Genomic DNA, 25938 nt, shown 5'->3' on the forward strand with positions numbered 1-25938 from the left:
GAGGTCAATTGAAAAGAATTGACCTCACGACTTAATGGTTTCACGCTAACCTAAATTCCTCAGGAGGGGGTTAATCAACATAAAATTTTTGGTCAAATTTTAATTTTTCTGACCGGTCACCTAATTTGATATCAATATCAAACTTATAGATTTCTTCATTACTAAATTTCAGTTGTGCTAAATAATAAATAGCGTCTCCCTCTTTCACCTTGCTAAATGATAACGATTTAGTTTGGCCAAGTAGGTTTCTTGCTGTTCCGGTAACATAGACATTTTTTGCAGCGTCATTATTTTGATTGTCTAGAACGGAAATATTTACAACCCCCATATATCGACTACGCTGCAATTCGTAAGTTTTAGCTACCGTTGGGTTTAGAAAGGAGCTTGGAAAGGCGATGTAATGAATATCCCAATCACCCTTTACGACCTTTTGTTCTGCCGATACAGTCCATGACGTAAGGACCATAACGCAGATAAAACACAGTGTTTTTAAATTTATTTGACTGCTCATTAAAATACCATTTTTAACATTTCATTAACTAATATTTGAACAAACTGCAGTCCGATTAAAAATACAATTAGGCTTAAATCCAATCCACCAATTGGTGGAATGATTTTACGAATGGGCGCCAATATAGGGTCTGTTAGTTGGTGTAATAACGCTTCGACCGGATTATAACCCTGTGATATCCAACTCATGATGGCGCGGATAATTGTTACCCAGAAAACAATAGTGAATATTTCTTTAATCACAGTAAATAAGCCAGCAATTAAAATTTCAGGAATTGGAAATCCGTTACTAAACAAGGCTTGGATTGCGACTATTTTTAGTGTCGCCACTAAGTAAACAAGTACAACGCCAGCCCAGTCGATACCGGCAACACCGGGAACAACTCGACGTAACGGAACTAAAAGCGGATTTGTCGCTTTAACTACAAATTGGCTAACAGGATTGTAAAAGTCAGCTCGAACCAACTGTAGCCAAACACGCAGAATGGCAACCATGAGATATAAATCAAATAAGGTTGAAATTAAAAAGTGAAACGCTTGCATATATAAAGTACCTTAATAATTATGATAATTGGCTAAGCTCTTTTGCTCTTGCGATATTTGCATCTAAAGCATCGGCAGATATGGCGGACAAATTATTCTGTTCATAACAACGGATCGCCTCTGCGGTTGTGCCACCGGGCGAAGTGACATTTTTTCTCAGTTGCTCAACTTCAATCGTGGCTTGTTGCGCCATTGTTGTTGCGCCAATAGCCGTTTGCTTTACCATCAGTTTAGCTTCTTCGTCAGAGAATCCTAGCGATTTAGCTTTTTCAATTAGTCCTTCCATAAACAAGAAAAAATACGCCGGACCGGAGCCCGAAATCGCCGCTACAGCGTCAATTTGTGCTTCTTCATTTAGCCAAACCGTTTCGCCAACACATTTAAATACATTCTCAGCAACCGCTTTGTCCTGTTCGATTACATCCTGATCAAACGTTGTTATGTCAGACGCTGAATAAATGCCCGTCATGCCAAGGCCTAATACTGACGGCGTATTTGGCATAGTGCGGATAAACCTAACATTGCCAATAATGTCTTTATAGCTTTGACTATTAAGACCTGCAGCAACGGTGACAACAAGTTTTGAACTAAAATCGACGCCGTCTGCCACCAACTCTTTAAGCATTTGCAACATCATTTGCGGTTTGACGCCAAGGATAACAACATCTGAGTGTTCGATAGCCTGACGGTTACTGCAATTTGTAATAACACCGAGCTCCGCATGCAGTTTTTCGTTTTTCTCTTTGCTTCGATTGGTGGCATAAATTTGTGTGGCTGGGACGCCAGCGTTAACCATACCAGTTAAAATTGCGCCAGACATATTGCCTGCGCCAATAAATGCGAATGTTTGATTTAATGTCATAAATAGTTTCTTGTCTTTTTAGTTTCTTGAGCCAAAGATGGCAGTGCCAATTCTTACCATTGTGCTACCACTCGCGATTGCTAAATCCATATCACCAGACATTCCTAGCGACAAAGTGTCAACTGTAGGATATTGATGTTGCAATTGCATAAAACAAGTGTGCATTTGGATAAATTCATTTTTAAGTTGTTGTTTGTCGTCATGTTGATCGGGAATAGCCATCAGGCCTTTTAGAGTCAAGTGCGGTAAATTGTTTATAACGTCTGCTAACTCTTCTACCTTTGTTATTAATACCCCCGACTTTTTGTCAGAGTTTGATATGTTCACCTGGATCAAAATATTCAGATTTTTTTCCAGTTGTTGTGCGTGATTATTGAGTCGAATTGCGATTTTTTCACGGTCAACACTGTCTACCCAATTAGCGGCTTCTGCTACGATTTGCGTCTTATTACTTTGAATAGGGCCGATATAATGCCATTTAATGTCCTTTAGATGTGCCAGAGCCTTATATTTTTCATTTAGTTCTTGGGCATAATTTTCGCCAAATATACGTTGCCCACATTCATATGCCGCTATAATGTTTGATAAGGGTTTGGTTTTACTTACCGCCATAAGTTTTACATTAGTTGCTGATTTTTCAGCTTTTTGAGCCGCCATTTGAATATTGTCGTGGGCAGTTGACAGGCTATTTGCTATGGTATTTATAAGTTCTTTTTCCGACATGATTTTTGACTTTAATTAACTCTAGGTTATTAGTATGGATATTACCGAATTATTAGCGTTTAGTGTGCAACATAAAGCATCCGATTTACATTTGTCAGCTGGCTCACCACCAATGATTAGGGTTGATGGCGACGTGAGGCGCGTAAATATTCCGGCATTGGACTCGAAAGAAGTTCAATCGCTTATTTACGATATTATGAATGATAAGCAACGTAAAGAATACGAAGAAAATTTAGAAACGGATTTTTCGTTTGAAGTTCCAGATCTGGCGCGCTTTCGTGTTAACGCATTTAACATGAATCGTGGTGCTGGTGCGGTATTTAGAACAATTCCGGCAGAAGTGTTGTCATTAGAAGAAGTTGGCGCTCCTGATATTTTCAGAGATATTGCTGATAACCCTCGTGGTCTAGTTCTAGTAACCGGCCCTACCGGCTCGGGTAAATCAACAACGTTAGCAGCAATTATTGATTATATTAATGCTAAACGTCACGACCATATTTTAACAATTGAAGACCCTATCGAATTTGTTCACAACAATAAGAGCAGTTTAATTAGTCAACGAGAAGTACATCGAGATACGCACAGTTTTAGTAATGCATTACGTTCGGCATTGCGTGAAGATCCAGATGTTATTTTAGTTGGTGAATTACGAGATCTTGAAACCATACGATTAGCAATGACCGCAGCAGAAACCGGCCATTTAGTCTTTGGTACTTTGCATACAACATCGGCCCCTAAAACAATAGACCGGATTATTGACGTATTTCCAGGTGAAGAAAAAAGCATGGTTAGGTCGATGTTATCTGAATCTCTGCGCGCGGTAATTTCTCAAACCTTATGTAAGAAAGTCGGTGGTGGACGTGCCGCTGCTCATGAAATAATGATTGGTATTCCGGCAATACGTAACTTAATTCGTGAAGACAAAGTCGCGCAAATGTACTCTTCGATTCAGACTGGTGCAGCACATGGCATGCAAACAATGGATCAGTGTTTAATGAATCTCATTAATATGGGCTTGATTACACGAGATGAAGCATTAACAAAAGCGAATGACAAAAATATGTTTAGCCAAGGTTTTGGCGGCGGCGGATTCTAGGACGGAAATTATATGGATTCTATAGATAAAATTTTTGAAAAGATGGCGATGCAAAAAGCGTCAGACCTTTTCATCACGGTAGGTTTGCCAATAAGTGCGAAGATTAATGGCGAATTAACACCACTTGAAAGTGAGCCTTTGTCAAAAGACGAAGCTCAGGAACTTGTTTTTAGTTGCATGAGTAGCAAGCAACAAACTGAGTTTGAAACAACTAAAGAATGCAATTTCGCGGTGGCGAATGATGTCGGTCGATTCCGTATTTCGGCGTTTTGGCAGCGCGATCAAGTTGGTATGGTTGTAAGACGCATCGTAACCAAAATACCTGATGTGGATGAGTTAGGCTTACCACCAATCCTTAAAGACATGATCATGGCTAAACGTGGTTTATTGTTATTTGTCGGCGGCACTGGCACAGGTAAATCAACAAGTCTTGCCGCGTTGTTAGGCTATCGAAACCGTAATTCAAAAGGGCATATTTTAACCATTGAAGACCCAATCGAATTTGTTCATGATCATAAAAAATGCATCGTTACCCAACGCGAAGTTGGTATTGATACACCATCGTTTGAATCTGCACTGAAAAGTTCGTTGCGACAAGCACCTGATGTGATCCTAATTGGTGAAATTCGTTCCCAAGATATTATGGAATATGCACTGTCTTTTGCTGAAACAGGTCATTTATGTGTAGCCACATTACACGCAAACAATGCGAACCAAGCAATTGACCGAATTATGCATTTAGTGCCAAAAGAAAAACACGACAAACTTAAATACGATTTGGCCTTGAACTTAAGAGCAATCGTCGCCCAACAACTTATTCAGACATCTGATGGGTTAGGGCGTGTGGCAGCCATAGAAGTACTGCTAAACTCTCCTATGGTTGCTGAGTTGATTAAGAAAGGTGATATTTCTGGACTTAAAGAGGTAATGGCCAAATCCAAAGAAATGGGAATGCAAACTTTTGATCAGGCATTGTTTGAATTGTATCAGCAATCTCGGATCAGTTATGCAGACGCCTTGCATCATGCAGATTCACCAAATGATTTACGATTGATGATTAAATTGAGAAACAATGAGCAGACGGGTTCTGGTTTTCTTCAAGGTGTGACTGTTGACGGCTTAGAGAAAGACGAATAGAAATAGCCTTGTCATTCACAATTGTAATTTAGTTTTATTTACTATGCCGACGCACAGTCGGCATAGTTATTCTAATCGAACTTCAAGCATTATTATCCCTCTTAACTTCGAAACAAAATCCGATGAGTGCTAAATGGAACCTAGTTTGATGTGACTCTCTAGGCCATAGACGCTTAGCTAGCACATTGTGAAAACGTAAATTGCTGTGATAAATGCAATCGATAGGTCATTAAATTAGCTTATAACTAAAAGTGTAAAATAAACACAATATATTAGTGCTTTTATTCTAAAAATTGATTAGAATATACACTCTATTAATTTAGAGTATAAACTCAATCATTAATTTATTTTTAAAGGATAGCAATTATGACTTTCGCAGAACTCGCAACAACATTATTGATCACAGCAACTCCAATAGATGCAGCGGCAATTGATAAAAATATTATCAAAGTTGAAATTCAAAACTCTTTACAATCAGAACTTAGCTTGATTAATTTTGAACACCAAGTAAAACCTGTATTTGCAGCTAAACTTGACAAACAAACATCAGTTAACGAAAACGCTGAATAATTACACCAGTTTATTAGCATTTCCATATATTATATGGTTCCAAAATGCACAATGGCTGAGTTTTTATCCGCGTTAGTTTTATCCTGATTTACATAAAGAATTATTAAAGAACCGTTTAGTTAAACGGTTTTTTTTCGTCTTAAATTTGGTGTTTAGTTGTTAACTTAGTAACTCATCAAAAGTAACTCACCACGAGTAACTCATCACAAATAAACTTAACTTAATCATCCACACCCGATAGAAATCCCAAATATCACAGTGGCTAGGTGCTATTACAAGTTAAGGAATGACTTTTTTATTCTTGATTTAAAATGTTCATGAGTAAAGCTAAGGAAGTCGTAGTTGCGTGGGGATGGCATATTTTGTCAGTATTAAAGCCCAAATTTTGGACATAAAAAAACCGCTCATCAGAGCGGTTTTTTAAACGACTTAACGTTAAAGTGTTTTAGTCGCTTCAGATGTTGCACTGTTGGTTGCATTAGATGCACCAGCAGAGCGGCCTGATACCGTAATTGCAGGACGTGACTCGATAGCCATAGCCACTAAACTTTCACCAGTACCTGCTACTACAGGCGTTGGTTTTGTCATCGGTGCGCTAGCGAAGCCAATCGTTGCTGATTTTGGTTTAACAATTTCAGTTTCGACCTTAGTCTCAGCTTTTACAACTTCAGCTTTCAATTCGGTTTTAGCAGGTTCTTTTACTTCTTCAGCCGGTTTAGGCTCTTCCGTAATTGGTGCTTCAACTTGTTCTACTTCAGCTTTAGGCGTATCGACAACGTCAGTTTTCACCTCAGGAGCCGCTTCAGCTTCAGGGACAGATACCGGAGCATCGACGCTTTGAACTTCTTCAATCGTTTTGGCAGCAGGTGTCAAATGTTCATGCGTTTGCTCAAATGTTGAATCAGACTCAGGATAACGACTTTCAACTTCAGCAACAGTTTTGACAGATGCGAGTTGTTTAATCAATAAACGTTGTGCTTTAGTAACAAAGACTTTATCTGTTCTTAGTGGGCGTTTAAACCTATCTAAACCCGTCACTTTAACAACCGCTTTTTCTACAACTGGTTTAGCTGCTTCTGGCTGTTTTGTCGGTGCTTTTTTAGCAACGTCAGTTTTAGCAACTTCAGTTTTAGCAGGCTCTGCTACGTTGGTCGCCTTTTGTTCGTTTTGAACTTTAGGTTTAACGTTTTGTTTCGCCGCTACTGCCGAGTCGTCTTTTTGAACTCGAACACGCTTACGATTGTTACGACGCTGACGACGTTCAGCGAGCTTCTCTTCTTTCTTAGGAGCAGGCGCTGCTGTTTTGGTTGTCGTTGCATCTTCGTTTTCATTAGTACGAGGCGCATTCTTTTGACGATTGTCATTCTTAGGCTTATTCGTGCGTTCCTGTGGTTTTCTACCACGCGGTTGTTCTGCACGTTTGTCATCGCGGTCTTCGTTATCGCGTTTGTTGTTACGATTACGATTACGGTTGCCATCAGCATTTTGGTTGCGATTGCGACTGCGATTTTTGTTGTTATTACGACGATTGTCTTCACGTGGCCCATTGTTGGTATTACGTGATTTATTTTGCGTCTTCTTAGTCGTTTCTTCTTCAGATTTGAATAAGTCAGTAACAAACTTAACAAGTTTACTAAATAAGCTTGGACCAGCTGGCTTAGCCTGTTCTGCTGCTTTTGCTGGAGCCGCAGTCGGCGCCGGAGCAACAGGTGCTGCAAAACCTTTTAATACCGGTTGTTCAATCTCTTTTTTCATCGGAATAACGATTTCTTGAGTTGATTCTGCAGTTTCAGGTTTGGTCACAAGTTTAAAGCTTGAGTCAGCAATGTCTTCATCTATACGAACACGCACAACATCATAATGTGGTGTATCCATATGGATGTTAGGGATGATCATTACGTTAACTTTATTGTTAATTTCGATGTGGCGAATAGAGTCACGTTTCTCATTTAACAAATAAGACGATACAGGAACAGGCACTTGCGCTTGAATTTGAGCTGTATTTTCTTTAATAGCCTCTTCTTCAATAATACGAAGAATAGAAAGTGCTAAAGACTCATTACTACGGATTGTGCCTTGGCCATCACAACGAGGGCAAGTATGTTGACTTGCATCGCCTAATGAAGGACGTAAACGTTGACGTGACATTTCAAGCAAACCAAAACGACTGATTTTACCAATTTGCACGCGTGCACGGTCTTGTTTAACACTGTCTTTTAGACGGTTTTCAACTTCGCGTTGATGTTTTGGTGGTGTCATGTCAATAAAGTCAATAACCAACAAACCACCTAAATCTCTAAGGCGCAGTTGACGGGCAACTTCTTCAGCGGCTTCTAAATTGGTATTTAGGGCCGTTTCTTCGATGTCGCCACCTTTAGTTGCTTTTGAAGAGTTAATATCAATTGATACTAGGGCTTCAGTTGGGTCGATAACAATTGAGCCACCAGACGGAAGACGAACTTCACGTTGGAATGCCGATTCAATTTGCGACTCAATTTGGTAATGAGTAAATAAAGGTACGTCGCCTTTATAAAGCTTAACGCGTTCAACAAAGTCAGGTCTAAATAGTTCGATATGACCTTTTGCTTCATTAAATACGTTTTGGCTGTCGATTAGAATCTCGCCTACATCACGCTTAAGATAGTCACGTATCGCACGGAATACGACGTTACTTTCTTGGTGAATTAGGAATGGAGCAGGGCGACCGCCAGCAGCTTGTTGGATTTTATCCCAATGTAATAGTAGTGCACGTAAGTCGTATTCAAGTTCTTCATACGATTTACCAACACCAGCAGTACGAACAATTAGACCCATGCCTTTAGGCAATTCTAATTTGTTTAGCGCTGTTTTAAGTTGTGTGCGTTCGTCACCTTCGATACGACGTGAAATACCGCCTGCGCGTGGGTTATTTGGCATTAATACCAAATAGCTTCCAGCTACAGAGATAAACGTCGTAAGGGCTGCGCCTTTTTGACCGCGTTCTTCTTTTTCAATCTGAATGATAACTTCTTGACCTTCTTTCACCACTTCTTTGATGTTAGGTCGGCCTTGAAATTTATAATCGTCAGGGAAGTAATTGCGGGCAATTTCTTTGAGAGGTAAGAATCCGTGTCTATCCGCACCATAGTCGACAAATGCCGCCTCTAGGCTCGGTTCAACTCGAGTGATAGTTCCTTTGTAGATGTTGGCCTTCTTTTGTTCATGACCTGGACTTTCGATGTCAAGGTCATACAAACGCTGACCATCAACCAACGCGACACGCATTTCTTCTTGTTGCGTGGCATTAATTAACATGCGTTTCATATATATAGTAGCTCTTTATTTTTTAGGGCCACGTTTCACACATTTTTACCTGCACTATTGAACACACCTAGGCGCTGTATAGTTTCTCAACTAGTTATTGCTTCATTTCAATCGTCTCGATTGTAATCAAGGGTTTCAAATTCTATTTGTCAGAATACTTCATGTGCCAATTGCTAAAAATGCTTTTGGAATACGTGGCACTGGTTAAATTAACGCCTCTTTTAGTTGACAGGTCTGAACGGTTAAAGAAGAGGGTAATATGTTACACGCATTACCGTACTTAAGTGGCGTGGAGGTTTGAGATTATGTTCCTGGCACCGATTATAGATGTGCGCTGTGGAAGTTTTCTGATATTATCGAGTTCTCAAACCCTGCTCCGTTACATGACTCTTACGTCCATTGAGTGAGGCAGTTCAATCAGTTGCTCAACTGAGCGCGGCCATTATCAGTCGCATTGCCAGATATAGCAACATAATTAAAGCAGTTTTTCATATAATTGTTGAAAAAATGACAGGTAATGACGTTTTTATGACCGAACAAACCACAGAATTCCCGAAAGTTCAATTTGTCGAAATTGACGAGGTACATGAAGGGCAACGAATAGACAACTTTCTCATTACCAAATTGAAAGGGGTTCCTAAATCAGTTATTTACCGAATTTTGCGAAAAGGCGAAGTTCGAGTTAACAAGGGCCGTATTAAACAGACATACAAATTGTTAAATGGCGATGTTGTCCGAATTCCCCCCGTTAGAGTAAAAAGTGACCAAGAGTCAAATATATCTAGTGGACTGAAATCTGTACAAAAATTGGAACAAGCGATCATTTATGAAGACAAGTATCTTATCGTATTAAATAAGCCATCTGGTATTGCTGTTCACGGGGGGAGCGGATTAAGTTTTGGGGTTATCGAAGGGTTGCGTGCACTTAGACCTAAAGAAAAGATGCTTGAACTTGTGCATCGATTAGATCGCGACACGTCAGGTATTTTATTGATTGCTAAAAAACGTTCTACTTTAGTGGCGCTACATGAGCAACTAAGAAGTAAGTCGATGAACAAAATCTACTGGGCATTGGTTGAAGGCGAATGGGATAAGTCAGTACGTTCAGTGCAAGAGCCCCTGTTAAAAATCAATACAAAATCTGGTGAGCGCATCGTTGTTGTTGATAGAGAACAAGGCAAAAGCTCATGCACTATGTTTGATGTTGTCGAACCGCTCGACGGCGCAACATTGATAGAAGCAAGACCGCAAACCGGTCGTACTCATCAAATTCGAGTGCATACGGCGTGTAAAGGTCATGCTATTGCGTGTGACGATAAATATGGTGACAAAGCATTTGCGGCTCGAGCGAATTCACTGGGGTTAAAACGATTATTTTTACATGCCAAGGAAATTTCGTTTTACCACCCTGTGTCTGAAACCACTGTGCGATTTGAAGCCGAATTGGAACCTGCTCTACTAAATGCAATTGAAGCGTTTAGGATTAAGTCGGATTAACCAGCGCTATAAACCAGTTGAGTAGCTAATACAAACGCGGTTCAAAAACGATATGATGAAAGTGCTAATAAAAGTGCTAATAGAAGTGCTAATAGAAGTGCTAATAGAAGTAAAGTTTAGTGGGTATAACAATTGAATCATTTCGTTTGGCGATTGCGATAACGTAATTAAAAAGAATAGCCATTAAAAAGCCACATCTTAATTTATTGAATGTGGCTTTTGTGATTTTATGTGGCTTGTTGTTCTAATACATGAAATCCAAACTGCGACAATATTTCAGTTAATTTAATTAAAGGTAGCCCAATTAATGTATTTGGATCGTCGCCAACCAGTTTTTCAAATAAGCAAATGCCCAATGCTTCACTTTTAAAACTGCCTGCACAATTATATGGTTTTTCTGCAAGCAGGTAGTTTTCTATTTGATCACGACTCAACGCTTTAAAATGAACTTCAAATGGTTCTACAATAGCCGTTGTTTTGCCAGTAGCAGAGCACGTAACCGCTAAACCCGTTAGAAAGGTGACTTTATTACCCGAGAACTCTGAAAGCTGTTTGACGGCATTTTCGTGGGTATGTGGCTTTCCTAAAATACGATTATCGAAAACCGCAACTTGATCTGAACCAATAATAAGGGCATCTTGATGACGTACTGCAACAGCATTCGCTTTTAAAATCGCTAAACGTTCAACAAGCTGCTGTGGTGTTTCGTTTAATAGAGGTGTTTCATCTACTTCTGGTTTATCCGTAACAAATTTGATATTAAGTTTATCGAGAATTTGTTTGCGAAATGGCGATGTTGAACCAAGTACTATTGTGGGTGTTTTAATTTTAGTCATGTTTTGCTCAGAAAATTAGCAATTTGTTAATTAATAGTGGATTATGTCCGGAGTTTAGCTTTTTTTCGTGTTTCGTACTATTTTCTTTTGACTATAGAGAACACTAACTATATTATGCGCGCCCTATGCAAATGGTAAAAATTCCTATCTCGATCGCACCAGCAAGAGCTGCGCTTAAACGAATGACTTATGACGGTATTATCGTTAAGAGTGAGTTTGTTCGTATTAAAGAAGTGGCAACTGTTTTAGACGATCACATAAACGTGACTATTGAATGTGGTATTGATGCCCAGAATTTAGTTGTGATTAAAGGCAACGCGGCTGCTAATTTAGAATTAGTATGTCAACGATGTGGAACGGGTTTAAAAACCCACATTTCTACAGAGTTCGCATTTACTCCGGTAAATGTGTCGGCTGAAGAGAGTGACGAACGGATACCAGATGCGTACGAAGAAATCGAACTAAATGAATTTGGTGAGGTCAGCCTCGTTGAATTAATCGAAGACGAATTAATGTTGGCGCTACCTATTGTAGCAATGCATGAGCTAAAAGATTGTCAACTCAAAGAGACTGACATGACATTTGGTGAATTGGCGCCAGAAGCGACGGAAGAGAAAAAATCGAATCCGTTTGATGTATTGAAAAAACTTAAGAACTAGGAGACGGCAATGGCAGTTCAAAAAAGTAAGAAATCCCGTGCTAGACGTGGCATGCGTCGTTCACATGATGCATTAACTGCAGAGAATCTTTCTGTAGATCAAACGACTGGTGAAACTCACCGTCGTCATCATATGACTGCAGACGGCTATTTCAAAGGCCGTAAAATTAAGTAAGCGAAAGTAGACTTAATTATGCGTGATATTCGCATCGCGCTAGATATGATGGGGGGCGATTATGGCCCCCGAGCTACTATTCCAGCAGCCATACGCGCTGTTGAAAAATACCCCTATTTACATCTATATCTTTGTGGTCATTCGCAAAGTATTCACACGTTTTTAAATAAGCATAATGCGTTAAATCATCCTCGCTTGACAGTTGTCCATACGGAACAAGTTGTTAATCAAGATGAACGACCTGATATTGCTTTACGTCGTAAAAATCGTTCATCAATGCGCAAAGCCCTCGATCTTGTTGAGCAAGACCAAGCGGATGCCTGCGTTTCCGCCGGAAATACCGGTGCCTTATTGGCGATGGCGCGATATGTACTAAAAACGTTGCCGTTAATCAAACGTCCCGCGTTAATTAGTTCACTACCTACTTATGAAAACGAAAAAGTCTATTTGCTGGATTTAGGTGCAAACATACACCAATGCCCAGAGACCTTGTTTCAGTTTGCCGTAATGGGTTCTGTGATGGCAAACGAAGTTGAAGGTATTGAAAACCCTAGGGTAGCCTTGCTAAACGTTGGTGAAGAAGAGATCAAAGGCAGTGACCATTTAAAGCAAGCTGCAGAAATGTTGTCCAAATGCAAACACATTAATTATGTTGGATTTGCTGAAGGTAACGATATTTTTTCAGGAAAAGCCGATGTTATTGTCTGTGACGGTTTTGTCGGCAATGTGGCATTAAAAACCATTGAAGGCGTTGCAAAGCTTATTATATCTAAGCTTAGAGCCTTAAGTGAAAAGTCTTTGTTTACCAAAATAATGATTGGTATCTTAATGCCAGGGATCAGAAAACTGTTTTCAAAGATGAACCCCGACCACTACAACGGTGCGAGTCTGGTAGGATTGCGCGGAATTGTGGTTAAGAGCCATGGTAATGCGTCTGCTAAAGCTTTTTATAGCGCGATTAAAGAAGCGGTAAAAGAAGCGCAGCGTCAAGTTCCACATAAAATTAAAGATAGAGTGGAACAGGTCCTCAAAGACGAGGAATAATAACAAAAAGTCTTAGCGACATTGAGAGGATTCATGTTTTCAAGAATTATAGGCACAGGTAGTTATTTCCCGCCTCATATACGTACCAATTCAGATTTAGAAAAAATGGTCGACACTAGTGATGAGTGGATCCAAGAGCGTACTGGCATGAAAGAACGCCGCATCATTGGTGAAGGTGAAACATTGGCATCAATGGCTGTTGAAGCGTCTAAAAAGGCGATTGAAGCGGCTGGTATAGACGCTGATGAAATAGATTTTGTTATTGTTGGTACTACGAGTCATTACCGCTCGTTGCCAAGTGCAGCATGTGAAGTGCAACGAGATTTAGGGCTAAAGTCAGGTGTTCCAGCTATGGATGTATCAGCAGCCTGTTCCGGTTTTGTTTATGCACTTAGCGTGGCAGATGCCTATGTTAAAACTGGGCAAGCAAAAAAAGCCTTAGTCATTGGCGCTGATTGTTTAAGTCGATTAATGAGTCCTGAAGACCGTTCAATGGTGATTTTGTTTGGTGATGCTGCTGGAGCTGTTATTGTTGAGGCATCAGAAGAGCCTGGCGTGTTGTCCACACACATCCATTCAGACGGCAACTACACAGAATTACTCCAAGTTGGAATTCCGACACGTGGTGATGAAGCATCAGTTCATACGAACTGGGGTTCTATGGAAGGCAATAAAGTATTTAAAGTTGCGGTTTCAAAATTAACAGAAGTCGTAGACGAAACGCTTGAACACAATGGTATTGATAAGTCACAAATTGACTGGTTAGTGCCTCATCAAGCGAACTTAAGAATTATTTCTGCGGTAGCCAAAAAGCTCGATATGTCAATGGATCAGGTTGTTATCAACTTAGACCGTTACGGCAATACATCAGCCGCAACTGTACCAACCGCGCTAGATGAAGCAATTCGCGATGGCCGAATTCAACGTGGACACAACCTAATGTTTAATGCATTTGGTGGTGGATTCACCTGGGCATCAGCACTGATTAAATATTAAGAAAGAGATTTAGATGACAAAAGCAATCATTTTCCCTGGTCAGGGTTCACAGTCTGTAGGCATGTTAGCAGACCTCTATGACAAGTTTGATGTTGTACAATCAACGTTTAATCAAGCATCAGATGCCCTTGGTTACGATTTATGGGCGTTAGTTAAAGACGATGCTGAAGGTAAACTTAGCCAAACCGAATTTACTCAGCCAGCTTTATTAACAGCGTCAGTTGCGGTTTGGCGTGCTTACGTTGCTGAAGGCGGTTCTGTTCCTCGTTATTTAGCAGGCCACAGTTTAGGTGAGTACTCAGCTTTAGTTTGCGCTGGGGTACTAAGTCTTGAAGATGCCGTTAAACTTGTTGAGAAGCGTGGTCAATATATGCAACAGGCGGTTCCCGCAGGAACCGGAGCAATGGCCGCCATTATAGGTTTGGCTGACGATTTAATTGCTAAGGCCTGTAGTGAAGCCGCTCAGGGTGAAGTCGTTTCACCGGTGAACTTCAATTCACCAGGTCAAATTGTAATCGCGGGCAATAAAGCTGCCGTTGAACGTGCAATGGAATTGTGTAAAGAAGCAGGCGCTAAACGTGCCTTGCCATTACCAGTTTCTGTACCGTCTCATTGTGCACTTATGAAACCTGCGGCTGATATGTTGGCAGCGGATTTGGTTAATTTAGAATTTAATACACCTGAAATTTCAGTGGTTAATAATGTTGATGTCAAAGTTGAATCGGACCCTGAAGCGATAAAACAAGCATTAATTAAGCAGTTATATAGTCCTGTACGTTGGACAGAAACCATTCAGTTTTTTGCAGCTGAAGGGATCACAGACAGCTTTGAATTTGGCCCAGGGAAAGTACTTTCTGGTCTAGCAAAACGTATCGATAAGTCAGTAAGTTGTGTGTCTGTTTCAGACAGCGATAGCTTGTTGGCAATAGTTAAATAAGAGGGATATAGATGTCTTTATTTAGTTTAGAAGGCAAAGTGGTATTAGTTACCGGCGCGTCTCGTGGTATTGGTAAAGCAGTTGCAGAGCAACTTGTTGCCCAAGGTGCGAAAGTTGCAGGTACGGCTACATCAGAAAGTGGTGCAGCGAATATCTCAGAATATTTGGGTGAAAATGGTAAAGGTTACGCATTAAATGTAACGGATATCGATTCAGTTAACGAAACGTTAGCAGCAATTAAAGCTGATATGGGTGACGTTGACGTATTAGTGAATAATGCTGGTATTACCCGCGATAATCTTTTGATGCGCATGAAAGAGTCTGAATGGGATGAAATTATTCAAACCAATTTGACCTCAATCTTCCGTTTGTCGAAAGCGGTATTACGTCCTATGATGAAAAAACGTCATGGTCGTATCATTAATATCGGCTCTGTCGTTGGTACTATGGGGAATGGCGGTCAGGCTAATTATGCAGCAGCGAAAGCGGGTGTTATTGGTTTTTCTAAGTCATTGGCGCGAGAAGTTGCCTCACGTGGCATTACGGTTAACGTAATTGCACCTGGTTTTATCGATACAGATATGACTAAAGCGTTGGGAGATGACCAAAGAAAAGCGATTTCAGATCAGGTTCCAGCCGACAGGTTAGGTGATCCGAAAGAAATTGCGGCGACGGTTGCATTCCTTGCAAGCAGTGAATCTGGCTACATTACGGGTGAAACAATCCACGTAAATGGTGGCATGTATATGGTATAGCTATTGAAATTGTTTGATTTTGATAGCAAAAGGGTCGAAACTGTCATCAGGTTTGACCACCGCAATAAATAAAATTATAACTTGAATACGACGTAGTCATTCTTTTAAACTACGCGCATTCAAACATTATCTTATAAAATGATAAGGAAAATAAAAATGAGTATTGAAGATCGCGTAGCAAAGATCGTTATTGAGCAATTAGGTGTTAAAGAAGAAGAAGTTAAATCTGAGTCTTCTTTCGTAGATGATCTTGGCGCTGATTCTCTAGATACTGTTGAGTTGGTTATGGCTCTTGAAGAAGAATTCGACACAGAGATCCCAGACGAAGAAGCAGAGAAAATCACAACTGTTCAATCTGCAATTGACTATATCAAAGCACACGCTGAATAATCGATTTTGTATTTGAAATTGGGCAGCACACGCTGCCCTTTTTTTCGCCTCAATATAAATTCCGCTTGAGTTTTAAACTTAGAATACAATCAGAATCAATATTCTTGGCAGTTTCCGGAGAAAGAACGTGACGAAACGTAGGATAGTTATAACGGGTATGGGCATGTTGTCACCATTAGGTAATGATGTGGCAACATCCTGGAATAATATGTTAGCGGGTAAAAGTGGCGCGCAGTTTATCGATCACTTTGATACGACTAATTACGGTACTAAATTTGCCGCCATGGTTAAAGGCTTAGAAACGACGGATTTTATTCCGCGTAAAGAAGCTAAAAAAATGGACCTTTTTATTCAGTACGGGATCATTGCTGCACAGCAAGCAATAAAAGATTCGGGTATTGAAATTACTGAACAAAACGCACACCGCATAGGTGCTGCAATTGGTTCTGGAATTGGTGGCTTAGGTCTTATTGAAGAAAATCATACTAAAATGCTTGCTTCAGGACCACGTAAACTATCTCCATTTTTTGTGCCATCGACCATTATTAATATGATTGCTGGTCATTTGTCGATTATGTACGGACTTAAAGGTCCTAATATCTCGATTACGACCGCATGTACCTCTGGTGTACATAACATCGGCCATGCAGCCCGAATGATTGCCTACGGCGATGCGGATGTGATGGTAGCCGGTGGGGCAGAAAAAGCTTCTACTGAAATGGGCATTGGCGGATTTGGTGCGGCTCGTGCGTTATCAACACGCAATGACGATCCATCAAAGGCTAGCCGTCCTTGGGATAAAGACCGTGATGGATTTATGCTTGGAGATGGTGCCGGGATTATGGTTGTTGAAGAATACGAACACGCAAAAGCCCGTGGTGCTAAGATTTATGCAGAATTAGTCGGATTTGGCATGAGCGGTGATGCTTATCATATGACGTCACCGCCTGAAAACGGTGAAGGCGCAGGTCGTGCAATGGAAAATGCACTAAACGACGCAAAAGTGAATGCTGAACAAGTGGGATATATTAATGCTCACGGTACATCAACAGCGGCAGGCGATAAAGCTGAGACTCAAGCGGTTAAACGTGTCTTTGGTAATAGTGCGTCATCTGTGATGGTGAGTTCGTCTAAGTCGATGATAGGACACCTATTAGGTGCAGCAGGCGCTGTTGAGTCAATTGTGACAGTAATGAGTTTATTGGAGCAGAAAATAACACCAACAATTAATTTGGATAACCCAGATGTTGATTGTGACTTAGATTATGTTCCACACGTAGCCCGCGATGCGGCAATTGAGTACGCGTTATGTAACTCTTTTGGTTTTGGTGGTACAAACGGTTCATTGCTTTTCAAAAAGATGTAACCGCTAAGTAGTAACAAAACGACTAAATAAATACAGAGTTTAGTGAATTTTGCGCTAAATTTTGGTACAAAAGCCCAATGGATCTATTGGGCTTTTTTTATGTCATTTTTTTGCTTTAATTCAGACGGATATAAAGTCGACCTATCGGACGACTGGTTTAAGCAACGTTCATTTTTGTACGGCGATGGCCACTTTACAACTGCATCTGTGGTTAATGGTTCTGTTACCATGCTTGAACAGCATATTGAACGACTGCAACAGGCAAACCAACGACTTAAATTTAATGCACTTAACTGGACTCAGTTAATCCATAATATTAGTGAGTTAGTCCAGAACACCCCTTGCGGTGTGCTTAAAATTCAAATTGACCGTGGTTCAGCGGTGCGGGGCTATGGTAATACGACTGAAACTAAGCCAACGGTTTTTGTATGGTTAACACCGATGGCAGATTTTTCGGCGTTCCAACAGCCTGTGGATAATCTTGATCTAGTAGAAACTCCGCTAAGTCATAATAGGATGTTAGCCGGACTTAAACACATCAATCGGCTTGAACAAGTGATGATTGCTGTTGAACTTGAACGCACTCAATGTCTTGATGGGCTCGTTGTTGATATTGACGGTAATTTGATTGAAACAAACAAAGCGAATGTATTTTGGTGTGAAGACGGTAAGTGGTATACCCCCGATCTCGAATTGTGCGGCGTAGCCGGTACGGTAAGGGAAAACCTGCTGGCGCAGCGTCAAGGTATAAAGATCACAAAAAGACTCGGCCAAGACGTTTTGGCGAATGCTGACGCGCTAGTTTTATCTAATGCGTTAATTAAGTTGCAACCGGTTCTCCATTTGGCTGGTAGGCGACTAGACTTAGAGATTGCCCAGGCCTTTATTAAGAAGTTTACAATATGACCTTGTTCTCCAATTTATCTAAACGACTGACAATTAAACATCGCCCAAGAACAATAAAAGTCCTAATGTTTGTCGTCGTAGTGTGCGCAATTTTATTATTAGTGTTAAGTTCAAGAGTTATTAGCTCCAAAGAACAACGTTTGCAAAATTCTCAACCAATATTATTCACAATCCAAAAAGGTGAATCTTTCAGTAAAGTATGTAAAAACCTTGTAAAACAAACGTTAATTACCGATTGTTTTGGCCATAAACTAGAGAACAAGCTATTTGGAACCGGTCTCAAAGTTAAATCCGGCACTTATAAAATCGAGCTTGAGCAGCATTTCGACGCCGTGGTTCAGCAGTTTATTGCAGGCAAAGAAGCACAGTTCAGTTTTATTATTTTGGAAGGTGAGAATGTTTATCAGGTGCTAGATAAGGTTGGTGCTCAAGAATACTTAACAGATGATGTATCAACACTTGACCTTAATTCGTTAGCACAAAAGCTTGATTTACCAGAGCCACACCCGGAAGGATTTTTGTATCCAGACACGTATTTTTATACTAAAGGTACAACGGCCAGTGCGTTATTAAAACGAGCAGCATTAAAACAACAACAAACCTTGATTCGATTATGGAATGAAAATAATCACCAACAGATCCTTACAACACCTTATGAGGTGTTAATTCTTGCATCAATAATCGAAAAAGAATCTGCGTTAAAATCGGAACGCGATATTATCGCTTCGGTATTTTTTAACCGACTAGAAAAAAATATGCGACTGCAGACTGACCCAACTGTTATTTATGGTGTTTGGGACGAATACAAAGGCGATATTACTCGTCGACATTTAAAACAAAAAACAGCGTATAATACCTATCGAATTAATGGTTTGCCGCCAACACCAATTGCAAACCCAAGTGCCGAATCGATTAAAGCTGCGTTAGATCCGGCAGCCACCGATTATTTTTATTTTGTTTCCTCCGGCGATGGAGCCCATGTGTTTAGTCAGACACTTAAAGAACATAACCTTGCTGTAAAGCGCTATTTAGAAAAAACGAGAAGTTAATATGTCATCAGTTATTCCAGGGAAATTTATTGTAATCGAAGGACTTGAGGGCGCAGGTAAATCAACAGCAATTAGCCAAATTAGCCAACAATTATTAGATCATGGTATTCACTTTGTTAATACACGCGAACCTGGTGGCACCCCGCTAGCAGAGAAAATGCGTGAAATTGTTAAGGCTGAAACTGACGAACTATTAACCCCAGAAGCGGAATTGTTAATGATGTATGCCAGTCGCATACAGCTCATTGAGAACGTAATAAAACCCGCGTTAGCAAAAGGCCTGTGGGTAATTGGCGACCGCCACGACTTGTCATCACTAGCTTATCAAGGCGGCGGTAGACAACTTCCGGATGACTTAATCTTACCTATTCGAAACGCAGTATTAAAAGGTTTTGAACCTGATCTCACAATTTTAATGGACATAGATCCGCGCATTGGACTCGGTCGCGCAGCAGAACGTGGCGCCCTTGATAGGATTGAACGTGAGCAAATTGAGTTTTTTGACCGCACTCGAAGTGTCTATTTACATCACGCGAACACTAATCCGCGAATAGTCACGGTAGATGCCTCTAAAGCGCTTGAAGACGTTCAACAGCAACTACAAGCCGTGTTGTCGACTTGGTTAAAGAGTCTAAGCTGATGAATTTAAAGCAGCTTGCCCTGCAACCGCAACAATTGGCTCATGCCCATATTATTGAAGGTGCCGACTTACCAAAGGTTGTTGAATCTTGTTTACAGTTTACTGCTTTAATGCTTTGTTCAAAGCGGCCATTAAGCTCAGATACGCCCTGCGGCCAATGTCAAAGTTGTAAACTGTTTGCAGCCAACAACCACCCAGATCTTTTGTCAATTGGACAAGAAGGGTTAAGTGTTGGTGTGGATGAGGTTAGGTCTATCGCCACGTTTTTCTCACAAAAACCCCATATTGCAGGTCGGCAAATCGTACTTATCTATAATGCTGATAAAATGACTGAAAGTGCGGCCAACGCGGTATTAAAAACGTTGGAAGAGCCAACAGACAACAGTTTCATTTTATTAATGAGCGAAAATAGACATAATCAAGTGGCGACAATATTAAGTCGTTGCCAAGTGTGGGCCATTGATATTGATCAAAATACTGATTTGAAAGTCAAGTTTAGCGACATACCAGACTATGTAGTTGGTTATGCCGCTGGTGTTGAGAGCAAGTTAGAACGTTGGTGTGAAGATGGCGATATCGAACATTTTACCGCGATGTATCAAACCTTTATTCGATGGCTTAAAGGACAAGCAACAGCAGATGAATTTGTTGAAGTCTCCGGGAAACATGCTGAATTAAATACGTTTTTATTGTATTTAATCGAACGCAGAATTAGACAACTTATGTTGAAAAATGTCGGACAAAAGGCAATTGACGGGCATACTAAATTAACGCAATATCGACTATCTCGTAAAGAGTTTCATAACCTCGGTGCACAAGTCGCCTTAATTACTTTTATTCAAGAATTGGAATATTTGATTAGATAACTATGAACAGACTGACAATAGAAATAGAAGACGTAAAGGAATTGTTTCAGAGCTACATGCCTTTTATTAAAGGGGGTGGCTTGTTTGTTAAGAGCAATCAGCCTTTTAAAATAGGGGATGAAGTTAATTTGGTCGTTACTTTACCAGACGCATTAGAACCTGAAATGTTTACAAGTCAGATAGTTTGGATGAACCCGCAGGGCGCTCAAAATGAAAACCCAACCGGTGTTGGCTGTTCGCTTAATAATCACGACAATAAGATGCAGTTAAAGATAGAAAAGCTATTAGGGCCAATGCTTAATTCGCCTGAGCCCACTTATACAATGTAGTTACAAATAAGCGACGAACAAAGTAATTATGCCCCGAGTATTTGTGAATTGAGCGAAGTGTTTGCATGTTGTAACGCGTAAACACCCGCTAATTAACAGTCCCATTACTATTCTCAAATGGCGAGTGTTAAGTAGTCTTAGCTATTTTGTAATACGTCGTCCGTTTATTTTCACTATCGCTTTATGTACCGCTTCAATATCCATTGGTTCGTTGACATTTTTATTGGTTGAAAACGTTTTATTAGAAACCAACTGACCTTTAGAAAACAACATGGATTTGTCTTTATAAATTAAGTGGAAATAACCATCACTATAATTACTCGCTACATCCGTAAATTGGACGTCCTCTAATGTTGAATCTAATAAGTTGTCACGAACAAATTCTGGACAATTTAGTCCTTTGTCTATGTAGGACGCCACAATGTTTTGCGCGCTAATAGGGACATCGCCAAATGATTCAAAACCGACAAAAATTGCCGTTGTTCGATAAAACAATTGCTCAGATTTAGACTGGTAAAACAAAAATACTCTGTGGTCTGACAATTTTCCGAAGTCTTGTTCAATATCAAAGGTTTGTTGATGAATTTGAATGGTCAGTTTTTGCTGATCAAACAGTTTATTTATTTCAAGTGGTGTATCTGAATTGGCATAACGGTAAATACCCGGTAAGCCCGTATTCAAATTAAAGAGGTTGGTATCCATGTCGGTGCTAAAACTTAGCTGATGGCTGTGACTAGAAGCGATGTTGTTCGCCTGTAACCAACTTTTAACCTTTGGTTCTATCGATGCGTCCAGTAAATAAATGTGTAGGTTAGGTTTGTCTGTGACGTCACACGATGGCGCAATCGTCGGGCGCATTTCAAACTCGCGATTTGAAACAAACGCAAATTTACTTTTGTTTTGATTGTATTCATTAATATCGATTAGGCCATGACGAACCAACAAGCTTTTTGCTGTAAGGGGGTAACTTGCTGGGAACATTGCGCTTTGTTTAGCGATATCGGTATTTACTGTGGCATCACCCCATAAATGCATGGCGTGACTCAAACCAAAACAAATCACTAGGCCCGTTGCGATTTGATTTTTAAATCTATAATTTTGCAGTTGATGAATGCGTTTCCAGGTCAAGTTACTCACTAAAAATTGGTAACACAATATCCCGATAAACATGACTAAAAGTAGCACCCAATATCCGCCGCCTAAGCTAGCAAGATAAACGTCTTCTACTTCACTGAGTTGGTCAACTGAACTGGTGGATAAATGATAACCTAAACCACGATAGGCAAGGACATCTAAAAATAAAAAAAGCTGAAAAAACGCAGCCATAATCGCGCTAACACCACGAATATGCCGTTTATAAGGAAACAAGGTGATTACTGGAAATATCGTTAGAATAAAACAACTAAGCGATATAAACGCAAAATGACCCACCCAAGTGATCAGTAAATAAAACCAGCCAATGAAGGTTTCTGGTAGGGGGGAGCCAGAAAAATAAAAAAACGAAACGACCAATGCTAAAATTAAATTAGCAAATGTAAACCAGTGACCCCACGCCAGTAAATTAAACGAGCGTTCAGTGTCGTGTTGCCCTTGAAGGTTTATAACCATAACCCAACCGTATTAGTGTTTCGTTAACTTTCTTTTTGTATTAGTGCTGTTTGCCGCCAACCGACGCAAGTAGCGCCTCTGAAAAGCTTTTTGCGATATCCGCTTTTGCTTTTGCAGGCACATTTGAGTCGATGACATTACTAACCGCGTTGCCCAAAGCAATTAATGCCAAGTCTACAGAAGGTTTTTGAGTTTGTATTACAGATAATAATTCTTCTACTAAATTATTAATCTCTTCGTTTGAGTATTTTGATATGATTGGCATATTAAAGTCTGTGCTTTGTTCAAAGATGATAAAAAGCAATGCTAACACAACAAAATGATTAGGAAAAATCATGTCTTTAGAAGTAAATCAATTTTCTATCGCATTTTACGAAAAAAAAGAAAATACCGACTTTTCCACGAAGTGGGCGGTAATGACAGATAATAGTCTCGGCAAATCAGAATCGTTTGTCGAACAGTTGCATAATATCTATACCGCAAAGCCAAGTAAAAGCTTTGCGGCGTTCAATGAGGAAAAAAACACAGCGTTTTCTCAACGCTTGCACAGCTATCTGGCTAACGACGTAGCCTTTGATCATTTATCAAAAGATACTTTGCAATTATTCCAAGCTGAGTTAGAAAAATACGAATTTGAAGAGACGGGATATTTGTTGTTAATCGACTATGAATATGTTGCAAGTCGTTACTTTTTAGTTGGTGTGGTTAATTTGACGGATCATTATTCAGTAGACAGTGAATTTGGGATCAATCGCTCTCGTCATCTGGATTTAAATAAAATACAACTCGCTGCTCGTATTGATGTAAGCAATTTGTTGCACGCAAAAGATGACTTAAAAACGATTTCATTTATAAAAGGTCGTGCCGGTCGTCAAGTAAATGACTTCTTTATGGACTTACTTGGTTGCTCTGAAACAGTCAATGCTAAAGCACAAAGTAAAGAGTTACTTACTGCGATTGATGACTTTATGGCATCGGAGTCACTTGATCCAAAAGAAAAAGCCGAAACCCGTGAAAAAGTATACGAATATTGTAACGAACGTATTGCCAGTGGCGAAGATGCAGAAATGTCTGAACTTAACGACACATTATCGACACTAAGTAACAGTGAATTTAATGATTTTGTCGCAACCAAAGAATACAAATTTGACGATAATTTACCGTTAGATAAAAGTACTGTACGGAAACTGGTTAAATTGTCTGGTGCCGGTGGTGGTGTGTCCGTTTCCTTTGACCGCATCTTATTAGGTGACCGAGTTAACTATCAACCGCAAACCGATACGTTAACGATTAAAGGTGTTCCTGCGTCTCTTAAAGCGCATTTACTAAACGAATTTGGACTTGAGTGAGAAATTTAGAATGTTAAATGTTAAAGCAAAGATTGCTCGAAAAATTCGCGATAAAGCGATTATGCGCGCCAATACACGGATCATATTAGCGGGTAAAACCGCTAATGACTTTGATGAAGAACAACTTGAAGTGATCGTAAGGGAAGAAGAAGACAAGATAAAAGGCAATGCGAAAGAGCGTGGTCTTATGGCTTTGGCGGCGATGTTAGGACTATCACTCTGGGGATAGTGGTCGTATTAGGTCGTATTAGGTTGTATTTGACCCCATTGGTCTGGGTTAACCTTAGGTACAGTTGCACGTTGATTAAGTTCAGATTTGGCAGATTAGTAAATGGTAGGGTAAGCATAATATGTTTCAACAAATGGTTAGGTTAACGTTAGCAGCAACAATTTGGCGTAAGTACCGCAATTATATTGTCGGTATTTTATCTCTAGTCGCATTTTGGTTATTGCTCAATTTTATTCATCAAGATTATTTGTCTTATGCGCAACTTGATGTTGAAGCTAATCAGTCTATGATCGCATATTCATATGTACTTAAATGGGGATTAATTTTACTGTCGGCTGGGGTATTTATTCGTTACGTGAAAAAGCCACTGAGCAGTGACAAAAACAAAACCCTGCAACGCGAGATGGAAAAGTCACATAAGATCAACAAAGAATCGCCGGTATCGGCGAGTTCCGAGACATTAGAAAATGATCCGTTTGCAAATATTCGAACAAAAAAGTCGTTACGTTCAGAGGCTGATTTTGTTCTTGAAAAAAGTGCAGACAAGAAAAAATAGATAGCTGTAGAACGACTATTTAATGTTTAGTCATAAACCATAGTCGATTTGTCGACCGACGATTATGGTAAACAAAAATGTCTTGTTTGAAGAGAACCGGGCACAAGAATAGCCCATACGCAGAATAATATCAGGCCTAGTAGTATTCCAGCTCGCTCATTATCATCAACTTACTAATTCTATCTTTAGACATGCCAACTTCGCATTCTTTTAACCGAGCGGATGCCATCATTACGTCGGGTAAAAAGGCTAAGTATTGCCACTGGCAATTGATCTTTTTGAAATTTTGAAAATATTTTATCGATTTTTTAAAACCAGCAATGGCGTCTTTGCGGCCACTTGATTCACTCGCTTCCTCAAGTTTAAAAATAATGCTGTTCTCCCAGGAAGTCATTTCTCGCTCAAATTGATTGTCGGCAGCATCTAAACAACGAAGATATTTTTTTTCGTCCTGTTTATGCTTACTCTGACAATTTTTGATTTCTGCAATCGTAGTATCAATAGCGCGAGTGTCGGTCGATATGGTCAATAATAATCCAACACAAACTTGGAGCATGACAATTGATTTCGTAAGCATAAATTAAAACCTCAAATCAGTTATGGTAATACTATTTTATAAGGTTTAACGATGGAGTGGTCGTAAACACCTGCTTTGATATATGGGTCTTCATCAGCCCACGCCTTAGCATCGGCTAAAGAATCAAATTCTGCAACAACTAATGAACCTGTAAATCCGGCTTCACCTGGATTTTCGTTATCAATCGCCGGGAACGGGCCAGCAACAAAAAGTCTACCCTCTTGTTTTAGGTCGTTTAAGCGTTTTAAGTGAAGTTCGCGAACGGATAGACGTTTTTCCAAACTGTTTTCAACATCCTGCGAGCAGATCATGTAATACATATAAAAATTCCAATTATTTGAGAAGTACGGATCTTGCTACAAATGACATAAAAATCAAGTCGGATGGGAAGACAGTTGCTAAATTAGTTGATAGCATGCTTCGCAATGGTG

At 40.0% G+C, this 25938-nt stretch carries 30 protein-coding genes; 20 read left to right on the top strand and 10 right to left on the bottom strand.

Going from position 1 to position 25938, the window contains the following annotated elements; genetic code table 11:
* Positions 1-70: 70 nt before the first annotated feature.
* The 4 genes from Q4575_RS13910 to Q4575_RS13925 are packed head-to-tail and all read right to left on the bottom strand — an operon-like array spanning position 71 to position 2638.
* Positions 71-511, bottom strand: coding sequence for a DUF4426 domain-containing protein (locus tag Q4575_RS13910; RefSeq protein WP_252736568.1), 441 nt, complete (start codon positions 509-511; stop codon positions 71-73).
* The gene (locus Q4575_RS13915) at positions 511-1053 is read right to left on the bottom strand and encodes a YggT family protein (RefSeq protein ID WP_215964766.1); all 543 of its coding nucleotides are present in this window, start codon (positions 1051-1053) and stop codon (positions 511-513) included. Before Q4575_RS13915 ends, Q4575_RS13910 begins: the two co-directional genes overlap by 1 nt.
* Positions 1054-1072: 19 nt before the next feature.
* Positions 1073-1915: a pyrroline-5-carboxylate reductase gene (gene proC, locus Q4575_RS13920; protein WP_215964767.1), complete on the bottom strand. Its 843-nt coding sequence runs from the start codon at positions 1913-1915 to the stop codon at positions 1073-1075.
* An 18-nt stretch (positions 1916-1933) separates the two neighbouring features.
* Positions 1934-2638 carry a YggS family pyridoxal phosphate-dependent enzyme gene (locus Q4575_RS13925; protein ID WP_303523267.1) on the bottom strand — a complete coding sequence of 235 codons (705 nt, stop codon included), beginning with the start codon at positions 2636-2638 and terminating at the stop codon, positions 1934-1936.
* 34 nt (positions 2639-2672) lie between these two features.
* Between Q4575_RS13925 and Q4575_RS13930 the strand changes: the two genes are divergently transcribed.
* The 3 genes from Q4575_RS13930 (at position 2673) to Q4575_RS13940 (ending at position 5441) form a co-directional block, all read left to right on the top strand.
* Complete coding sequence (locus Q4575_RS13930; RefSeq protein WP_215964769.1) at positions 2673-3734, top strand: type IV pilus twitching motility protein PilT; 1062 nt, start codon at positions 2673-2675, stop codon at positions 3732-3734.
* 12 nt (positions 3735-3746) lie between these two features.
* Positions 3747-4871 carry a PilT/PilU family type 4a pilus ATPase gene (locus Q4575_RS13935; protein WP_215964770.1) on the top strand — a complete coding sequence of 375 codons (1125 nt, stop codon included), beginning with the start codon at positions 3747-3749 and terminating at the stop codon, positions 4869-4871.
* Positions 4872-5237: 366 nt separating this feature from the next.
* The gene (locus tag Q4575_RS13940) at positions 5238-5441 is read left to right on the top strand and encodes a hypothetical protein (protein ID WP_303523268.1); all 204 of its coding nucleotides are present in this window, start codon (positions 5238-5240) and stop codon (positions 5439-5441) included.
* A gap of 435 nt (positions 5442-5876) precedes the next feature.
* Here the strand turns inward: Q4575_RS13940 and rne are convergent, their stop codons facing one another.
* Positions 5877-8744: a ribonuclease E gene (gene rne / locus Q4575_RS13945; RefSeq protein WP_303523270.1), complete on the bottom strand. Its 2868-nt coding sequence runs from the start codon at positions 8742-8744 to the stop codon at positions 5877-5879.
* 528 nt (positions 8745-9272) lie between these two features.
* Between rne and rluC the strand changes: the two genes are divergently transcribed.
* Positions 9273-10241, top strand: coding sequence for a 23S rRNA pseudouridine(955/2504/2580) synthase RluC (gene rluC / locus Q4575_RS13950; RefSeq protein WP_303523271.1), 969 nt, complete (start codon positions 9273-9275; stop codon positions 10239-10241).
* Positions 10242-10468: 227 nt separating this feature from the next.
* Here rluC and Q4575_RS13955 read toward each other — a convergent pair whose 3' ends face one another.
* Positions 10469-11077: a nucleoside triphosphate pyrophosphatase gene (locus tag Q4575_RS13955; protein WP_272182401.1), complete on the bottom strand. Its 609-nt coding sequence runs from the start codon at positions 11075-11077 to the stop codon at positions 10469-10471.
* A gap of 125 nt (positions 11078-11202) precedes the next feature.
* On the opposite strand from Q4575_RS13955, the gene yceD reads away from it, so the two are divergent.
* The 13 genes from yceD (at position 11203) to Q4575_RS14020 (ending at position 21188) form a co-directional block, all read left to right on the top strand.
* Positions 11203-11736 (top strand): 23S rRNA accumulation protein YceD, encoded by a 534-nt coding sequence (gene yceD / locus Q4575_RS13960; RefSeq protein WP_215964775.1) that lies wholly within the window; start codon positions 11203-11205, stop codon positions 11734-11736.
* A gap of 9 nt (positions 11737-11745) precedes the next feature.
* Complete coding sequence (gene rpmF / locus Q4575_RS13965; protein ID WP_215964776.1) at positions 11746-11910, top strand: 50S ribosomal protein L32; 165 nt, start codon at positions 11746-11748, stop codon at positions 11908-11910.
* A gap of 15 nt (positions 11911-11925) precedes the next feature.
* The gene (gene plsX / locus Q4575_RS13970; RefSeq protein ID WP_215964933.1) at positions 11926-12954 is read left to right on the top strand and encodes a phosphate acyltransferase PlsX; all 1029 of its coding nucleotides are present in this window, start codon (positions 11926-11928) and stop codon (positions 12952-12954) included.
* Between the two features lie 33 nt (positions 12955-12987).
* Positions 12988-13950: a beta-ketoacyl-ACP synthase III gene (locus Q4575_RS13975; RefSeq protein WP_215964777.1), complete on the top strand. Its 963-nt coding sequence runs from the start codon at positions 12988-12990 to the stop codon at positions 13948-13950.
* A 13-nt stretch (positions 13951-13963) separates the two neighbouring features.
* Positions 13964-14887: an ACP S-malonyltransferase gene (fabD, locus tag Q4575_RS13980; protein WP_215964778.1), complete on the top strand. Its 924-nt coding sequence runs from the start codon at positions 13964-13966 to the stop codon at positions 14885-14887.
* An 11-nt stretch (positions 14888-14898) separates the two neighbouring features.
* Positions 14899-15642: a 3-oxoacyl-ACP reductase FabG gene (fabG, locus tag Q4575_RS13985; protein WP_215964779.1), complete on the top strand. Its 744-nt coding sequence runs from the start codon at positions 14899-14901 to the stop codon at positions 15640-15642.
* Between the two features lie 156 nt (positions 15643-15798).
* On the top strand, positions 15799-16032 hold the full coding sequence (acpP, locus tag Q4575_RS13990; protein ID WP_215964780.1) for an acyl carrier protein: 234 nt from the start codon (positions 15799-15801) through the stop codon (positions 16030-16032).
* A gap of 127 nt (positions 16033-16159) precedes the next feature.
* Positions 16160-17398, top strand: coding sequence for a beta-ketoacyl-ACP synthase II (gene fabF, locus Q4575_RS13995; RefSeq protein WP_303523272.1), 1239 nt, complete (start codon positions 16160-16162; stop codon positions 17396-17398).
* A 99-nt stretch (positions 17399-17497) separates the two neighbouring features.
* Positions 17498-18304, top strand: coding sequence for an aminodeoxychorismate lyase (gene pabC / locus Q4575_RS14000; RefSeq protein WP_215964782.1), 807 nt, complete (start codon positions 17498-17500; stop codon positions 18302-18304).
* A 65-nt stretch (positions 18305-18369) separates the two neighbouring features.
* Positions 18370-19353 (top strand): endolytic transglycosylase MltG, encoded by a 984-nt coding sequence (gene mltG, locus Q4575_RS14005; protein ID WP_303523273.1) that lies wholly within the window; start codon positions 18370-18372, stop codon positions 19351-19353.
* Between the two features lie 13 nt (positions 19354-19366).
* Positions 19367-19993, top strand: coding sequence for a dTMP kinase (tmk, locus tag Q4575_RS14010; RefSeq protein WP_303523310.1), 627 nt, complete (start codon positions 19367-19369; stop codon positions 19991-19993).
* Positions 19993-20859 carry a hypothetical protein gene (locus Q4575_RS14015; RefSeq protein ID WP_303523274.1) on the top strand — a complete coding sequence of 289 codons (867 nt, stop codon included), beginning with the start codon at positions 19993-19995 and terminating at the stop codon, positions 20857-20859. Before tmk ends, Q4575_RS14015 begins: the two co-directional genes overlap by 1 nt.
* Before the next feature lie 2 nt (positions 20860-20861).
* Entirely contained in the window at positions 20862-21188 is a 327-nt protein-coding gene (locus Q4575_RS14020; RefSeq protein ID WP_215964785.1) for a PilZ domain-containing protein, read from the top strand.
* A 141-nt stretch (positions 21189-21329) separates the two neighbouring features.
* Here the strand turns inward: Q4575_RS14020 and Q4575_RS14025 are convergent, their stop codons facing one another.
* Positions 21330-22796, bottom strand: a complete 1467-nt coding sequence (locus Q4575_RS14025) for a DUF3413 domain-containing protein (RefSeq protein WP_303523275.1) — start codon at positions 22794-22796, stop codon at positions 21330-21332.
* A gap of 40 nt (positions 22797-22836) precedes the next feature.
* On the bottom strand, positions 22837-23061 hold the full coding sequence (locus Q4575_RS14030) for a DUF1414 domain-containing protein (RefSeq protein WP_215964787.1): 225 nt from the start codon (positions 23059-23061) through the stop codon (positions 22837-22839).
* A gap of 70 nt (positions 23062-23131) precedes the next feature.
* On the opposite strand from Q4575_RS14030, the gene Q4575_RS14035 reads away from it, so the two are divergent.
* The 3 genes from Q4575_RS14035 to Q4575_RS14045 all read left to right on the top strand — a co-directional run bounded on the left by Q4575_RS14035 (position 23132) and on the right by Q4575_RS14045 (position 24930).
* The gene (locus tag Q4575_RS14035; RefSeq protein ID WP_215964788.1) at positions 23132-24145 is read left to right on the top strand and encodes a nucleoid-associated protein; all 1014 of its coding nucleotides are present in this window, start codon (positions 23132-23134) and stop codon (positions 24143-24145) included.
* A gap of 10 nt (positions 24146-24155) precedes the next feature.
* The gene (locus Q4575_RS14040; RefSeq protein WP_215964789.1) at positions 24156-24374 is read left to right on the top strand and encodes a hypothetical protein; all 219 of its coding nucleotides are present in this window, start codon (positions 24156-24158) and stop codon (positions 24372-24374) included.
* 121 nt (positions 24375-24495) lie between these two features.
* Complete coding sequence (locus tag Q4575_RS14045) at positions 24496-24930, top strand: hypothetical protein (RefSeq protein ID WP_303523276.1); 435 nt, start codon at positions 24496-24498, stop codon at positions 24928-24930.
* Positions 24931-25066: 136 nt separating this feature from the next.
* Here the strand turns inward: Q4575_RS14045 and Q4575_RS14050 are convergent, their stop codons facing one another.
* Together Q4575_RS14050 and Q4575_RS14055 are read right to left on the bottom strand one after the other, a co-directional pair.
* Entirely contained in the window at positions 25067-25507 is a 441-nt protein-coding gene (locus tag Q4575_RS14050; protein WP_303523277.1) for a hypothetical protein, read from the bottom strand.
* A 20-nt stretch (positions 25508-25527) separates the two neighbouring features.
* A complete protein-coding gene (locus tag Q4575_RS14055) occupies positions 25528-25827 on the bottom strand; it encodes a YciI family protein (RefSeq protein ID WP_303523278.1) in 300 nt (99 codons plus the stop codon).
* Between the last annotated feature and the right edge of the window lie 111 nt (positions 25828-25938).

Source organism: Psychrosphaera sp. 1_MG-2023 (assembly GCF_030548245.1).
GTDB classification, from domain to species: Bacteria; Pseudomonadota; Gammaproteobacteria; order Enterobacterales; family Alteromonadaceae; genus Psychrosphaera; species Psychrosphaera algicola.

Excerpts from the sequence above, each read along its gene's own strand:
- Q4575_RS13910 (WP_252736568.1), bottom strand. The coding sequence starts at position 511 with ATGAGCAGTCAAATAAATTTAAAAACACTGTGTTTTATCTGCGTTATG.
- Q4575_RS13915 (WP_215964766.1), bottom strand. The coding sequence starts at position 1,053 with ATGCAAGCGTTTCACTTTTTAATTTCAACCTTATTTGATTTATATCTC.
- proC (WP_215964767.1), bottom strand. The coding sequence starts at position 1,915 with ATGACATTAAATCAAACATTCGCATTTATTGGCGCAGGCAATATGTCT.
- Q4575_RS13925 (WP_303523267.1), bottom strand. The coding sequence starts at position 2,638 with ATGTCGGAAAAAGAACTTATAAATACCATAGCAAATAGCCTGTCAACT.
- Q4575_RS13930 (WP_215964769.1), top strand. The coding sequence starts at position 2,673 with ATGGATATTACCGAATTATTAGCGTTTAGTGTGCAACATAAAGCATCC.
- Q4575_RS13935 (WP_215964770.1), top strand. The coding sequence starts at position 3,747 with ATGGATTCTATAGATAAAATTTTTGAAAAGATGGCGATGCAAAAAGCG.
- Q4575_RS13940 (WP_303523268.1), top strand. The coding sequence starts at position 5,238 with ATGACTTTCGCAGAACTCGCAACAACATTATTGATCACAGCAACTCCA.
- rne (WP_303523270.1), bottom strand. The coding sequence starts at position 8,744 with ATGAAACGCATGTTAATTAATGCCACGCAACAAGAAGAAATGCGTGTC.
- rluC (WP_303523271.1), top strand. The coding sequence starts at position 9,273 with ATGACCGAACAAACCACAGAATTCCCGAAAGTTCAATTTGTCGAAATT.
- Q4575_RS13955 (WP_272182401.1), bottom strand. The coding sequence starts at position 11,077 with ATGACTAAAATTAAAACACCCACAATAGTACTTGGTTCAACATCGCCA.
- yceD (WP_215964775.1), top strand. The coding sequence starts at position 11,203 with ATGCAAATGGTAAAAATTCCTATCTCGATCGCACCAGCAAGAGCTGCG.
- rpmF (WP_215964776.1), top strand. The coding sequence starts at position 11,746 with ATGGCAGTTCAAAAAAGTAAGAAATCCCGTGCTAGACGTGGCATGCGT.
- Q4575_RS13975 (WP_215964777.1), top strand. The coding sequence starts at position 12,988 with ATGTTTTCAAGAATTATAGGCACAGGTAGTTATTTCCCGCCTCATATA.
- fabD (WP_215964778.1), top strand. The coding sequence starts at position 13,964 with ATGACAAAAGCAATCATTTTCCCTGGTCAGGGTTCACAGTCTGTAGGC.
- fabG (WP_215964779.1), top strand. The coding sequence starts at position 14,899 with ATGTCTTTATTTAGTTTAGAAGGCAAAGTGGTATTAGTTACCGGCGCG.
- acpP (WP_215964780.1), top strand. The coding sequence starts at position 15,799 with ATGAGTATTGAAGATCGCGTAGCAAAGATCGTTATTGAGCAATTAGGT.
- pabC (WP_215964782.1), top strand. The coding sequence starts at position 17,498 with ATGTCATTTTTTTGCTTTAATTCAGACGGATATAAAGTCGACCTATCG.
- mltG (WP_303523273.1), top strand. The coding sequence starts at position 18,370 with ATGTTTGTCGTCGTAGTGTGCGCAATTTTATTATTAGTGTTAAGTTCA.
- Q4575_RS14015 (WP_303523274.1), top strand. The coding sequence starts at position 19,993 with ATGAATTTAAAGCAGCTTGCCCTGCAACCGCAACAATTGGCTCATGCC.
- Q4575_RS14020 (WP_215964785.1), top strand. The coding sequence starts at position 20,862 with ATGAACAGACTGACAATAGAAATAGAAGACGTAAAGGAATTGTTTCAG.
- Q4575_RS14025 (WP_303523275.1), bottom strand. The coding sequence starts at position 22,796 with ATGGTTATAAACCTTCAAGGGCAACACGACACTGAACGCTCGTTTAAT.
- Q4575_RS14030 (WP_215964787.1), bottom strand. The coding sequence starts at position 23,061 with ATGCCAATCATATCAAAATACTCAAACGAAGAGATTAATAATTTAGTA.
- Q4575_RS14035 (WP_215964788.1), top strand. The coding sequence starts at position 23,132 with ATGTCTTTAGAAGTAAATCAATTTTCTATCGCATTTTACGAAAAAAAA.
- Q4575_RS14040 (WP_215964789.1), top strand. The coding sequence starts at position 24,156 with ATGTTAAATGTTAAAGCAAAGATTGCTCGAAAAATTCGCGATAAAGCG.
- Q4575_RS14045 (WP_303523276.1), top strand. The coding sequence starts at position 24,496 with ATGTTTCAACAAATGGTTAGGTTAACGTTAGCAGCAACAATTTGGCGT.
- Q4575_RS14050 (WP_303523277.1), bottom strand. The coding sequence starts at position 25,507 with ATGCTTACGAAATCAATTGTCATGCTCCAAGTTTGTGTTGGATTATTA.
- Q4575_RS14055 (WP_303523278.1), bottom strand. The coding sequence starts at position 25,827 with ATGTATTACATGATCTGCTCGCAGGATGTTGAAAACAGTTTGGAAAAA.